Origin of the sequence: Domibacillus sp., assembly GCF_031181085.1 — a bacterium.
Lineage (GTDB): Bacteria > Bacillota > Bacilli > Bacillales > Domibacillaceae > Domibacillus.
On record NZ_JAPSLE010000010.1, the window covers coordinates 1 to 13,243 of the forward strand.

The following is a 13,243-nucleotide window of genomic DNA, read 5'->3' on the forward strand; positions in this document are numbered from 1 at the left end:
GACAATTGAATGCGGTTATAGTTCGGATAGGGCTCTTCACCAAAAATAGTAATATGAAACCGATCCGGGTTAATTTTTAATATTTCTTCAATAGACCGGACACCGGCCATCCCATTTCCGATTAGTACGATTTTCTCTTTTGTCATCTGAACATCCTCCTTGGTGGCTGTTGATAGTGTTGATTATAGGAGAACTAAAAGAAGTAGTCACAATAAATGTTATATAATCTTACATAAAAATTAATTGTTAGAAAATATCACATATAATCGTTACATAAATTCACATTCTGATATATAATAGTACAGGTAATCCATTTCGAGGTGATTCCATGACAGATGAAGAGAGAAGCTATAAGACGAAAAAGGTTATTACAATTGGAATTGTGAGCGAGTTAACCGGCTTGTCTGAACGCCAGATTCGCTATTATGAAGAACGCCAGCTTATTTTCCCTGACCGCTCAGAAAGAGGCACGCGAAAATACTCCTTTGGCGACGTGGAAACACTGATGGATATTGCCAACCAAATGGAAGATGGTGTCCGGACATTTGAAATTAGGCAGGAAATGAAGAAAAGACCAGATCATGACAAATTAAAACGAAGCATGATCAAAGGCCAGCTGAATGCACGGTTCGGTATTCAAAACAAGTTCAAATGAAAAATCCCGGAATCTTCATCCTCCGGGATTTTTCATTTGAAAAGCTCGTTTAACGGAGCGCTGAATTCATTAGGATGCCCTATAAAGCTATGATAAAATGCAATTAAAAAAGGATTTATAATATGAAGAAAGATACATGGAGCGCTCTCTTTCAACCTGATCGGCCTGAAGATGAGCAGTTTTGCCGCGAGCATGGTGAATTGCTGTTCGCCAGGCTTCGGTTTGTTTGTTTAATGGTTGTCCTGTCTTACCCGCTTTATTTGGCTTTGGATCTTTACTTCTTGTCAACGGGAGAAAAGAGATTAAACTTGGGCATTCTCGCTTTTTTACATTTTCTTTCGTTCTTTATGTCACTCACCTTTTTGCTGGTCCGTAAGCGACTGATCCGGTGCCAGCAGTCTGGCAGGAGTGATGTGCTGCATTATGTATATAGCTATTTTTGTTTTTATATTTTCATTGGCGCGTCCGGATCGTTAAACAGCCAATTTTTAACTGGAAATATTTACGCATATTTAATTATTCTACTGGCAGCTTCTGTGATTTTTCCGATTCCCCCAAAAAAATCCGCAGTCATGCTGGCCGGCATCCATGTTTTGTTTCTAGCCGGATTAATGAAAATTGGCGGTTTTTCACTTACATCGATTATGAATATGATTAATTCGACCGCCGCAGCCGGCATTGCTTTTTTTCTATCGTCCACCTTTTATTTCTATCGAAAAAAAGAGATGGAAAGCCAGCAGCAGCTTCAAACAAATGAAAAAACATTTCGCCTTTTATTTGATTTAAATCCGCATCCACTCATTCTGGCACGGCTTTCTGATTATCAGATTATCCTTTTTAATCAGCGGGCATCTGCGTATTACGAAGGAACTCAGCTGCACGATAAAGGCGCTGGCCTTCTTTTTAAAAATCCGCATGAGGAGCAGAATATCGTTGATGTTTTACAGGGGAAAGGAAGCATCAAAGGATATTTGACGCCGCATTTTGACCCAGCGAAGAAAGACGTTTGGATTATGCTGAGTGTGGAATTAGTTGATTATTTGCAGGAACCGTGCCTGCTAATCGGAACAACGGATGTAACGAGCTTTAAAGCGGAAGAAGAAAAACTATCGGCGCATGCCTTTTTGGATGAACTGACAGGTGTTATGAACAGACGAAAAGGGCTGAACGTCCTTTCCAGCCTGATGAACAGCCGCCAGGCTCAGCCCTTTACACTGTGCTACATTGATATTAACGGATTAAAAACTGTTAATGACCGTTACGGCCATAATAAAGGTGACCATTTTATTAAAGAGATCTGCCGGGCAATTCAAAAATCTCTGCATGAAGAAGATCTTTTATTTCGAATGGGCGGGGATGAGTTTGTTATTCTTTTTCCCAATCAGCCGCCGGAAGCGGCCGATCAAGCCTGGAATGCTATTCAATTAGAGTTTGCCCGCACCAACCAGGTCTCCCGGCAGCCGTACAAATTGTCGGCCAGTCACGGCATCTGCTATTACCACCCCGGCATGAATATTTCTCTTGAAGAGCTGCTTGAAATGGCTGATCAGGAAATGTATAAAGAAAAAAGAAGCCGGCGTCATAAGCCCCATACTCCTTCTTTCCAAAAATAACAAAAAATCAAACGAAGAACAGTAATGTTTTCGTTTGATTTTTTATTTAACAGCCTGTTTTCCTCCCTTTGTTTTACCGATTTTCTCACACCTTATTCCATAAACTCATATAAAGTAAAGAGCTAAAAAGTATGGGATGGAGGCTTTGGTGTGAGCCGAACGAAACGATATGCTCTGGCGCTTTTCATGGATTTCGGGATTCTTTTTCTTTCTGTTGCGCTTTCCTGCTTTGTTTTCTATGAAAACGGCAGAGGGCTTACATTTTCCCAACTGGCATACATCTTCGCCTTGTTTTGGGTGGTACTGACGATTGGATTTCATCTTTTTCACCATTATCGCCACTTATGGCGTTTCGCTAGCATGGGGGAATCAAAGGTCATTGGAAAAAGCTTCGCATTTGCCTTCGTAACAGGCGCCATGCTGCATCTTCTTTTTTCGGAGTGGGGGGCAACCGCCCTGCCGTTTTCTTTTCTTTTCATAACTTGGACTGTTTCTCTGGCAGTCTTTTTATTTTCACGGCTGATTTTATGGTCTATAAATGAAAACAAGGGCATTCCCAATAAAAACGGAAAGCGGACACTTATTATCGGCGCGGGCAATGCGGGTATTTTAGTCGTGAAAGAATTAAAAAAATCGACGGACCCTTTTTTATACCCCGTTGCTTTTATTGACGATGACCCTGAAAAAATTGGCCTGCACGTCCGGAATATGCCGGTTGCCGGCACAACCGGTGAGATTGAACGGGTCATTGAGCAGTTTCATATTGAAACAGCCATTATCGCCATTCCATCTGCTTCCGGAAGCGATATTACCCGAATCGTAAAAAGCTGTCAAAAATGCGGTGTCACTGTCCGGATTCTACCGCGTATTACAGATATTATTAATGGACGTGTTACATTAAGTATGATTCGTGAGGTCAACGTGGAGGATTTACTTGGACGCCCGCCGATCCGGCTGGATGTTCTCGGCATTTCTCATTATGTACAGGATAAAACAGTGCTGATTACCGGAGCGGGCGGTTCGATCGGCTCTGAAATCTGCCGGCAGATTTCTTCATTTCATCCGAAAAAAGTCCTTCTGCTTGGCCACGGTGAAAACAGCGTATATGCAATCGAAAAAGAACTTGAGCAGCTTTATCCTCACCTTCCCATCCAGGCACTAATTGGCGACATTCAGGATAAAAACCGGCTTAAACATATTTTTTCCACTTACCGCCCACAGGTTGTCTTTCATGCCGCTGCACACAAGCATGTCCCTTTAATGGAACACAATCCGACGGAAGCCGTTAAAAATAACATCTTCGGCACGAAAAATCTGGCGGAATGTGCCGGTCAGTATGAAGTTGAAACGTACGTTCAAATTTCCACAGACAAAGCAGTGAACCCAACGAGCGTAATGGGTGCCACAAAACGGGTAGCCGAACTTATTATTCAAACATTGAATCAGCAGAGTAAAACGAACTTTGTCGCGGTCCGGTTCGGAAACGTACTTGGAAGCAGAGGCAGTGTAGTTCCTTTATTTAAAAAACAAATTCAAAACGGCGGTCCGGTTACAGTCACGCACCGGGATATGACCCGTTATTTTATGACGATTCCCGAAGCCGTACAGCTTGTCATTCAAGCAGGGGCGCTTGCAAAAGGCGGCGAGATTTTTATTTTGGATATGGGCAAACCGGTTAAGATCAGCGAACTGGCCCGTAACTTAATTACCTTATCGGGACTGACACCAGGCAAAGATATCGAGATCCACTATACAGGTATGCGCCCAGGGGAAAAACTGTACGAAGAACTTTTTACAACAGAAGAAGGCCACACGGCTTCCAAGCATGAATTGATCTACATAGCCAGAACAACGAACGTATCAAAGATCGACCTGCCATTCTGGCTGAACCAGCTGGAACAGCTTGTTTACGAATCAGGAAACGAAGAAACCGATACGGCAATCAAATCCGTTTTAAAAGAAATCGTTCCTTCTTATCAGATTGATTTCTTTTTTTCATAAACAAAATAAACTTCCCATCTTTATGATAAGTAACTGTCTTCTTGCTTTCTTGTTCGAATTACTTTAGCGGGAGTACCATATGCAACCCCGTACGGACCAATGCTTTGCAACACCGTTGATCCAGCTCCAATAACAGTATGCTCTCCAATACTCACTGAGTGAATGACCTTGGCTCCAAGCGACACAACTGCACTATTTCCCGCTTTAACATTCCTGCCCAGCACCGCACCCGGAGCAATGCTGACAAAGTCACTAAGTATGCAGTCATGATCAACCGAGGAGTTTGTATTAATAATAGAATGCTCTCCTATAATTGTATTTCGGTTAATAACCGCACCTGCCATCACAACCGTACCATCTCCTATTTTGACATTGCTGCTGATGCAGGCCGATGGGTGTACGATGGAAACAAAAGAAAAGTCAGGGACGAGTTTGCGAATGGTTTCAACCGTTTTTTTCCGTGTCCAATTGTCCTCGATCGCCACAATACCTCCGCACACCTGTTTGCCCAATTTCAGCAAAGTAGACTCTGTCCCTACTATCCGATATCCGTATATACTCGTATTAACGGGACGAATCGTATCAATAATTCCATATATAGCGTATTTTCTTTCTTTTTCAATAGCATCAATAATGACGCTCGCATGTCCACCTGAACCGATGATGATGATTTTTTTCACACCAATCACCTCGCATTGTTTTATCAATGTATGCCAGCCTCTCGACTATATGCACTTTGTCTTTGCCAATACAAGACAGGGTTGCTTTTCCCAAAACAAAAAAGCCTTGCGAATAATTCGCAAGGCTTTTATAAATAGGTGCTCCATACAAGTATGGAGACGGCGGGAGTCGAACCCGCGTCCAAAGATAACGGCACCTGAGCGTCTACGGGCGTAGCTGTACTATTTCGGTCTCGCCGGCCCAACTGCCGCACAGCAGGCGTTTGGATCGGCCAGCCTGATTAGTCTCTTCTCTCATCCCCAGGCGGAGGAATTGAGCGTAGTCCGCTTAAAGTGAGCCCCTTACCCGACTGCACGGACAACAGCGGGAGGAGCACAGGCTAACCTAAATTAGGCAGCTTGTAGTTGAGTTTGTTGTTTGCCAGTTATTATAGGCAAGTGCGTTTTGACAGAGCCGACCCTCTGGCCCGCAGCCCAGGCTCGAACTACCCCTGTCGAATCCGTAACGTCCCCGGATTAGATTTGAACAGGATGTTCTGGCTTATGCTAAGAACATTTCCTGACAAAGTAGTATCGAAGCATAGCTGCTTCATCGTGACAGAATCTATCATACCACAAACAAACTAGTTATTCAACCCTTTTGACGATCACGGAAGGCGCGCTCAATGTCTCGTTTTGCTTCTTTCTGCTTTAAATCTTCGCGTTTATCATATTTCTTTTTCCCTTTTGCAAGGCCAATTAACAACTTTGCATATCCGTCTTTTAAATAAAGTTTTAAAGGAACGATCGAGTAGCCCGCTTCTTTCGTTTCACCGATCAATGTATTAATTTGCTTCCGGTGCAGAAGAAGCTTTCGCGTACGGAGCGGCTCATGGTTATGAATATTTCCCTGCTCGTACGGGCTGATATGCATATTGTGGACGAACAATTCGCCATTTCGAATGCGGGCGAATGAATCTTTTAAATTCACTCGCCCCGCCCGGATTGCTTTAATTTCGGTTCCTAAAAGTACAAGACCCGCTTCATATGTTTCTTCAATAAAGTAATCGTGGCGCGCTTTTTTATTTTGCGCGACCACTTTTCCTTCTCCCTTTGGCATTGGCTCATCCCCACTTTCTTACTTGCGTTTCTTTTTCTTCGCAATTCCCTCGTAAAATTTACGTTTTTTCTTTTTTTTCGGCGGCTGGTTCGACCATTCGCCGCCCTCTTTCATATCTGAACGCGCCGGCGTTCTCGACGGTCTGTCTTCCCGTTTAATGGTTTGTGCTTTCTTGCCGCGGCCGCGCGGCTTTTTATCCGCTTTGCCCTCTATTCCAGCTGGACGCTGGCGCTGTTTTTTCATGCCCACGATTTCAAAATCGACAGACTGTTCGTCTTTATTTACATCACGCACACGAACGGTAATTTCGTCCCCAATGCGGAAGACATTGCCGGTCCGCTCACCGATCATAGCATAGTGGCGTTCATCATAACGATAATAATCATCTGTCATATACGAAACGTGAATCAGACCCTCAATCGTATTTTCAAGCGCCACAAACATACCGAAGTTGGTAACAGAGCTGATAACCCCATCATACTCTTCACCAATTTTATCAAGCATAAATTCGGCTTTTTTCAGCTCGTCTGTATCGCGTTCTGCATCAACAGCCCGGCGTTCCATGCTGGATGTGTGATCAGCGATTTCCGGAAGGCGCGCATCCCACTTTTCCCGTGTTTGCGGCGTAAGATCACCGTTAACTAAATACGTACGAATTAAACGGTGGACAATCAAATCCGGATACCGACGGATTGGCGAAGTGAAATGCGTGTAAAATTCTGCTGCAAGCCCAAAATGCCCTAAGCTGTTCGCATTATATTTTGCCTGCTGCATGGACCGAAGCATAACAGTAGAAATAACTGTTTCTTCCGGCGTGTCTTTTACGTTTTCAATAATTTCCTGAAGGGCACGCGGATGAACAGAATTTGCTGTCCCTTTCACATTCAAGCCAAAATTCGTCAAAAACTCAAAAAAGCGCTGCAATTTATCTTCCTTCGGATCTTCGTGAATCCGGTATATAAACGGAACATCCATCCAGTGGAAATGCTCTGCTACCGTTTCATTTGCCGCCAGCATAAATTCTTCAATCAGTTTTTCGCCGACAGAACGTTCCCGAATGACCACATCAGTCGGATGCCCGTCTTCATCTACAAGCACTTTTGCTTCCCTGAAATCAAAGTCAATGGCACCCCGGTCCGTGCGCTTTTGGCGTAAAATGGCCGCCAGGTCTTCCATTCGCTCAAACATCGGCACAAGTGCTTCGTACTTAGCGCGCAATGCTTCATCTTTATCAACCAAAATCCGGTTTACATCTGAATAAGTCATTCGTTCTGTCGTTCGGATGACGCTGTCAAAGATTTCATGGCTGACTACTTCACCAGATGCATTAATTTCCATTTCACACGACATTGTTAAACGGTCTACTTTAGGGTTCAATGAGCAGATGCCATTGGACAAGCGGTGTGGAATCATTGGGATTACCCGGTCCACTAAATAAACACTTGTACCACGCTCATAGGCTTCCCGGTCAATCGGGGAGTTTTCCGTTACGTAGTGGCTGACGTCGGCAATGTGAACGCCGAGCTTATAGTTGCCATTCTCAAGCTTGGTTACCGTGACCGCATCATCGAGGTCTTTTGCGTCCGCTCCATCAATTGTCACGATGACTTCATCGCGAAGATCCCGACGGTTCGCGATATCTTTCGGATCAATTTCATCCGGCACCGCATTCGCCTGCTCCAGCACTTCTTCCGGAAACTCCTGCGGCAGGCCGTGTTTATAAATAATCGACATAATATCGACGCCAGGATCGTTCTTATGCCCGATAATTTCTTTTACTTCGCCTTCTGCCGCCTGTCGCCCTTCCGGCCAGCGTGTGATATGGACAACGACTTTGTGGCCGTCAATCGCACCGGCAGTTTTTTCTTTTGGAATAAAAATATCAGCGGTGAATTTTTTATCGTCTGTTTCCACAAAGCCAAAGCTTTTTTTGTCGATGAACGTACCGACAATGTCCGTCTGGCCGCGTTCTAAAATACGGACAACAGTACCTTCCCGGCGTGTCCCGCTCTCGTCTTCTTTCGTTACACGGACAAGCGCCGTGTCGCCGTTTAAGGCTCCATTTGTTTCATGCGGCGGAATGAATACATCATCCATTCCCTGCTCATCCGGCAGCAGGAAAGCAAACCCTTTTGCATGTCCGGAAATCTTTCCGCGCACAAGGTTCATTTTCTCCGGCAGACCGTATCGGTTTGCGCGCGTCCGCACGACTAAACCGCGCTCTTCCATGTACACGAGCGACTTAACAAAGTCGCGAAACCCTTCCGAGCCTTCAATGCCAAGCACTTCTTCAAGCTCCTGCACTGTGAGCGGCTTGTACGATTCTTCTTTCATATACGTCAATAATCGATCGACGATTTTCTCTATGTGCTGGTCCATCTGGAACCCGCCTCCTTTTGCGAAGTTACACGGTCCAGTCAAGCGTTTGGAGAAAGGCAAGAATATCTGCATGCAGCTGCTCTTTTTCCTTATCCAGTGTAATCACATGACCGGACTCTTCGTACCACTTCAATTGTTTTTCGTCTGTTTCCACGCCTTCAAAAATCACATTGGCGCTGTTGGTATCAATCATTTTGTCGTTGCGTGCCTGAACAACAAAAACCGGTGCATAAATGTGGTCAATATGGCTGCGTACATCTTGTACAAGCTCACGAAGCGCCGCCAGCGTATTCATCGGTGTTTGTTTAAAGGCTTCTATTTCTTTTTCAATAACTTCAGCGGATTTCCCTTCAAATTTCTTGAACCCGCGTGCGTATTCCACAACCCCATTGTACATCGTCTGCTCATCTTTCATCGACATTGGGGCACACATTGGAATAATACCCTTTACAGGTTTAGTATAACCGAGTTTCAATGCAAAAACACCGCCGAGCGACAGTCCGCATACCGCAATTTCTTCATAGCCAAGATTCAGCAGGTGCTGATAACCTTCCTCCACATCCTTCCACCAGTCTTCAGGACCTGTTTTCACTAGTTCTTCAGGCGGAACCGCATGTCCTTTATAGTGTGGTGCATGTGATGTATACCCATTTTTCTCAAGAAAACGGCCAATCATGCGCACGTCAGATGAATTTCCAGTAAAGCCGTGTAAAAGTAAAACAGCCCGTTTTCCCGCTTCGAATGTAAATGGAGTTGGCAGTGTTAGTTTCATGTGAGTCAATTCCTTTCTTTTTTCGGATGATGAAGGCTTTGGGGCATAAAAAAAAGCGATTCAGCCGAATCGCCTTTTTTATTATAAACCAAAGTAAGAAAGCGCAATTGTTAAAACAAAAAACAGAACAGACAAAATCACTGTCAGACGATGCAGCACCAGGTCAATCCCGCGCGCTTTCTGTTTTCCAAACAATTGCTCCGCACCGCCGGAAATCGCGCCAGAAAGCCCTGAACTTTTTCCAGACTGCAGCAAAACAACCGCAATAAGCGCAATTGCTACAATCACGAGCAGTACAATAAGCACTGTATGCAACATATTTTTACCTCCATCAAAGACGAACCTATAGATGAGTGAATTATATCATACTTTCTGCACACGCGCAAAAAAGCCCGGCGGCCGCCGGGCTTTCGTTTGTTCTTATTTTTTCAAGTTGTAGAATGTGTCGTTGCCAAGGTATTGAGCAAGTTCACCCAGGTTGTCTTCAATGCGAAGAAGCTGGTTGTATTTTGCTACGCGATCCGTACGTGACGGTGCACCTGTTTTAATTTGGCCAGCGTTCGTTGCAACTGCGATATCAGCAATTGTTGCATCTTCTGTTTCACCAGAACGGTGAGAGATAACCGCTGTATAGCCAGCGCGTTTTGCCATTTCGATCGCATCAAATGTTTCAGTTAATGTACCGATTTGGTTTACTTTAATTAGAATAGAGTTACCTACGCCGTTTTTAATACCTTCTGAAAGCTTTTTCGTGTTCGTAACGAACAAGTCATCCCCAACAAGCTGTACACGATCGCCAAGGCGCTCAGTAAGCAATTTGTGGCCTTCCCAGTCGTTTTCATCCAAACCATCTTCGATTGAAACGATTGGGTATTTGTTTGCCATTTCTTCGTACCAGTCAACCATTTCTGCAGATGTTTTCACGACGCCTTCGCCAGAAAGGTGGTATTTGCCGTCTTCTTTGTTGTAGAACTCAGAAGAAGCAGCGTCCATTGCCAATTTAACTTCTTCGCCTGGTTTGTAGCCAGCACGTTCGATTGCTTCGATAATTGTTTGAAGGGCTTCTTCGTTTGAACCAAGGTTTGGCGCGAAACCACCTTCGTCACCAACTGCTGTGTTCAAGCCTTTTTCATGAAGAACCGCTTTTAAGTTATGGAAAATTTCTGCTCCCGTGCGAAGCGCTTCTTTGAATGTAGGCGCGCCAACAGGCATGATCATGAATTCCTGGATGTCAACGTTGTTATCCGCATGCTCACCGCCGTTTACGATGTTCATCATCGGAACAGGAAGCTGCTTGCCGTTTACGCCGCCAAGGTATTCATAAAGGTATACACCATGGTAGTCAGCTGCTGCATGTGCAACGGCCATAGATACACCAAGGATTGCGTTTGCGCCTAGTTTGCCTTTGTTTTCTGTGCCGTCAAGCTCGATCATCGCTTTGTCGATACCGATTTGATCTGTAACAACGTAGCTGCCTACGATTTCTGGAGCGATTACTTCGTTTACGTTTTTAACAGCCTGCTCAACACCTTTGCCAAGGTAGCGGCCTTTGTCGCCATCACGAAGTTCTACTGCTTCGTATTCACCTGTTGATGCACCAGATGGAACAAGTGCACGGCCAAATGCGCCGGACTCTGTGTATACTTCTACTTCGATTGTTGGGTTTCCACGTGAATCAAGTACTTCGCGTGCATATACGTCTGTAATTACTGGCATTGTTTATTCTCTCCCTTAATGGTTAATTAATGTTTTTCCAGTCATTTCAACTGGCTGTTCAAGGTTTAATAGATCAAGCATCGTTGGCGCCAAATCGCCGAGGATTCCTCCATCGCGCAATGTGATGCCTTCTTTTGTGACAATAACCGGAACCGGGTTCGTTGTGTGAGCCGTCATTGGATTGCCTTCTACGGTTACAACCTCATCAGCGTTACCGTGATCAGCGGTAATAATCGCTGTGCCGCCTTTTGCCAGGATCAAGTCTACAACCCGTCCCAGGCACTCATCTACTACTTCAACTGCTTTAATCGTCGGTTCTAAAAGTCCTGAGTGGCCAACCATGTCTGGATTTGCAAAGTTCAGGATGATCGCATCCTGTTTGTCGCCTTCGATTTCAGCAAGTAACGCGTCCGTTACTTCATATGCGCTCATCTCTGGCTGCAAATCGTATGTTGCTACTTTCGGTGAGTTTACCAAGATTCGTTTTTCACCAGGGAATTCCCCTTCACGGCCGCCGCTCATAAAGAACGTAACGTGCGGGTATTTTTCCGTTTCCGCAATGCGAAGCTGGCGAAGATTGTTATTGGCTAATACTTCCCCGACAGTATTTGATAAATCTGTTTTGTTATACGCGATAACGCCTTTAACTGTTTCCGAATATGGTGTCATGCAGACGAAGAACAAGTCTTTAGGACGGAATTCGCCACGATCGAATCCCATAAAGTCTTCGTTTGTAAACACATTCGCTAACTGAATCGCCCGGTCAGGACGGAAGTTAAAGAAAATTACGGCGTCGTTATCTTGAACTTTCGCAATTGGCTTACCGTTTTTACCGGTGATGACAGCCGGTACAAAAAATTCATCGACAACGTCCGCTGCGTAAGAGGCTTCAAGTGCTTCAAGCGGATCATCAAACTTTGGTGCATCGTTTTGCGCAATTGCATCATATGCTTTTTGAACACGATCCCAGCGGTTATCGCGGTCCATTGCATAATAGCGTCCAGAAATTGTCGCAAACTGTCCAACACCCAGCTCATCCATTTTCGCTTGTACATCTTCAATGTAGCCTTTTGCTGTTTTAGGTCCAACATCGCGGCCGTCCAGAAAAGCGTGAACATACACTTTTTCAAGACCCTGCCGTTTTGCAAACTCAAGCAGCGCTTTTAAATGATCAATATGGCTATGTACGCCACCATCAGACAGAAGCCCAAACAAATGAAGAGCTGTTCCGTTTTTTTTCGCATGCTCAGCTGCTTTTACGAACTGCTCATTTTCGAAAAATTCACCTTCACGAATCGCAATGTTAATTCTTGTTAAGCTTTGGTATACAATCCGCCCAGCACCAATATTCATATGACCTACTTCCGAGTTGCCCATTTGGCCCTCTGGAAGACCTACTGCTTCCCCGCTTGCCGTAAGCTGTGCATGAGGGAATTGATTCCAGTAGCGGTCAAAATTTGGCTTATTGGCCTGCGCGACCGCATTACCGCTCGTTTCAGCCCGGCAGGCGAACCCGTCGAGAATAATGAGCGCAACCGGTCCTTTAGCCATTGTTTACAGCCTCCAAAAGAGCAAGGTATGATGCCGCATCCAAGCTTGCGCCGCCGACAAGTGCGCCGTCGATATCCGGCTGTGCCATATATTCTGCAATGTTTTCAGGTTTTACACTGCCGCCGTATTGGATACGGACAGAATCAGCTGCTTTGTCTGAATAAAGGCTGCGAACTGTTTCACGGATTTCTGCACACACTTCGTTTGCATCGCTTGATGAAGACGACTTGCCTGTGCCGATTGCCCAGATTGGCTCATAAGCAATAACAGAGCTGCTTACTTGCTCTTCTGATAAGCCTTCAAGTGCTGCTTTAATTTGACCTGAAACAAATGCATTTGTTTCTCCTGCTTCACGCTGTTCAAGCGTTTCACCGCAGCAAATGATTGGTGTCATGCCATGGTTAAAGATCGCTTTTGCTTTTTTATTTACAGACTCGTCTGTTTCGTTGAACATTTCACGGCGCTCTGAATGGCCGATGATCACATATTCAACTCCAAGGTCCGCAAGTGCTTTCGGACTGGTTTCACCTGTGAAGGCTCCGTTGTCTTCAAAGTGAGCGTTTTGTGCACTGATTTTCACATCTGTTCCTTTTACCGCTTCAACAAGCTGTCCAAGGAACAAAGCAGGCGCACCAATTACGCTGTCCACTTGTTCTGATGATGGTACTTTTCCTTTTACATCGTTTGCGAACTCAATTGCTTCGCTAAGCGTTTTATTCATTTTCCAGTTTCCTGCAATGATCGGTCTACGCATGAATAAATCTCCCTTCTGCTGCT

The 13,243-nt window shown here is 44.9% G+C and carries 11 protein-coding genes, 1 other RNA gene and 1 pseudogene; 3 read left to right on the forward strand and 10 right to left on the reverse strand.

Annotated features, from left to right (window positions below; genetic code table 11):
* Positions 1-146: pseudogene (locus tag RIN81_RS13685) on the reverse strand (NAD(P)/FAD-dependent oxidoreductase); the annotation flags it as partial.
* Positions 147-328: 182 nt separating this feature from the next.
* On the opposite strand from RIN81_RS13685, the gene RIN81_RS13690 reads away from it, so the two are divergent.
* The 3 genes from RIN81_RS13690 (at position 329) to RIN81_RS13700 (ending at position 4,269) form a co-directional block, all read left to right on the forward strand.
* Entirely contained in the window at positions 329-655 is a 327-nt protein-coding gene (locus RIN81_RS13690) for a MerR family transcriptional regulator (protein WP_309091075.1), read from the forward strand.
* A 122-nt stretch (positions 656-777) separates the two neighbouring features.
* A complete protein-coding gene (locus tag RIN81_RS13695; protein WP_309091077.1) occupies positions 778-2,268 on the forward strand; it encodes a sensor domain-containing diguanylate cyclase in 1,491 nt (496 codons plus the stop codon).
* Between the two features lie 150 nt (positions 2,269-2,418).
* Entirely contained in the window at positions 2,419-4,269 is a 1,851-nt protein-coding gene (locus RIN81_RS13700; protein ID WP_309091079.1) for a polysaccharide biosynthesis protein, read from the forward strand.
* Positions 4,270-4,289: 20 nt separating this feature from the next.
* Here RIN81_RS13700 and RIN81_RS13705 read toward each other — a convergent pair whose 3' ends face one another.
* From RIN81_RS13705 to tpiA, 9 genes are all read right to left on the reverse strand, one after another.
* Positions 4,290-4,949 carry an acetyltransferase gene (locus RIN81_RS13705; protein WP_309091081.1) on the reverse strand — a complete coding sequence of 220 codons (660 nt, stop codon included), beginning with the start codon at positions 4,947-4,949 and terminating at the stop codon, positions 4,290-4,292.
* 151 nt (positions 4,950-5,100) lie between these two features.
* Positions 5,101-5,462, reverse strand: a transfer-messenger RNA (tmRNA) gene (gene ssrA, locus RIN81_RS13710).
* 118 nt (positions 5,463-5,580) lie between these two features.
* A complete protein-coding gene (smpB, locus tag RIN81_RS13715) occupies positions 5,581-6,048 on the reverse strand; it encodes an SsrA-binding protein SmpB (RefSeq protein ID WP_046174343.1) in 468 nt (155 codons plus the stop codon).
* Between the two features lie 18 nt (positions 6,049-6,066).
* On the reverse strand, positions 6,067-8,427 hold the full coding sequence (gene rnr, locus RIN81_RS13720) for a ribonuclease R (RefSeq protein WP_309091084.1): 2,361 nt from the start codon (positions 8,425-8,427) through the stop codon (positions 6,067-6,069).
* Between the two features lie 25 nt (positions 8,428-8,452).
* Positions 8,453-9,199 (reverse strand): alpha/beta hydrolase, encoded by a 747-nt coding sequence (locus RIN81_RS13725; protein WP_309091086.1) that lies wholly within the window; start codon positions 9,197-9,199, stop codon positions 8,453-8,455.
* 81 nt (positions 9,200-9,280) lie between these two features.
* Positions 9,281-9,517, reverse strand: a complete 237-nt coding sequence (secG, locus tag RIN81_RS13730) for a preprotein translocase subunit SecG (protein WP_251270011.1) — start codon at positions 9,515-9,517, stop codon at positions 9,281-9,283.
* A gap of 102 nt (positions 9,518-9,619) precedes the next feature.
* Positions 9,620-10,915 carry a phosphopyruvate hydratase gene (gene eno / locus RIN81_RS13735; protein WP_242231831.1) on the reverse strand — a complete coding sequence of 432 codons (1,296 nt, stop codon included), beginning with the start codon at positions 10,913-10,915 and terminating at the stop codon, positions 9,620-9,622.
* 15 nt (positions 10,916-10,930) lie between these two features.
* Positions 10,931-12,466, reverse strand: coding sequence for a 2,3-bisphosphoglycerate-independent phosphoglycerate mutase (gene gpmI / locus RIN81_RS13740; RefSeq protein WP_309091088.1), 1,536 nt, complete (start codon positions 12,464-12,466; stop codon positions 10,931-10,933).
* Positions 12,459-13,220, reverse strand: a complete 762-nt coding sequence (gene tpiA, locus RIN81_RS13745) for a triose-phosphate isomerase (RefSeq protein ID WP_309091090.1) — start codon at positions 13,218-13,220, stop codon at positions 12,459-12,461. Before tpiA ends, gpmI begins: the two co-directional genes overlap by 8 nt.
* Positions 13,221-13,243: the final 23 nt, after the last annotated feature.

What these genes read in the sequence shown, in the direction of transcription:
- RIN81_RS13690 (WP_309091075.1), top strand. Translation starts at nt 329, where the DNA reads ATGACAGATGAAGAGAGAAGCTATAAGACGAAAAAGGTTATTACAATT.
- RIN81_RS13695 (WP_309091077.1), top strand. Translation starts at nt 778, where the DNA reads ATGAAGAAAGATACATGGAGCGCTCTCTTTCAACCTGATCGGCCTGAA.
- smpB (WP_046174343.1), bottom strand. Translation starts at nt 6,048, where the DNA reads ATGCCAAAGGGAGAAGGAAAAGTGGTCGCGCAAAATAAAAAAGCGCGC.
- rnr (WP_309091084.1), bottom strand. Translation starts at nt 8,427, where the DNA reads ATGGACCAGCACATAGAGAAAATCGTCGATCGATTATTGACGTATATG.
- RIN81_RS13725 (WP_309091086.1), bottom strand. Translation starts at nt 9,199, where the DNA reads ATGAAACTAACACTGCCAACTCCATTTACATTCGAAGCGGGAAAACGG.
- secG (WP_251270011.1), bottom strand. Translation starts at nt 9,517, where the DNA reads ATGTTGCATACAGTGCTTATTGTACTGCTCGTGATTGTAGCAATTGCG.
- eno (WP_242231831.1), bottom strand. Translation starts at nt 10,915, where the DNA reads ATGCCAGTAATTACAGACGTATATGCACGCGAAGTACTTGATTCACGT.
- gpmI (WP_309091088.1), bottom strand. Translation starts at nt 12,466, where the DNA reads ATGGCTAAAGGACCGGTTGCGCTCATTATTCTCGACGGGTTCGCCTGC.
- tpiA (WP_309091090.1), bottom strand. Translation starts at nt 13,220, where the DNA reads ATGCGTAGACCGATCATTGCAGGAAACTGGAAAATGAATAAAACGCTT.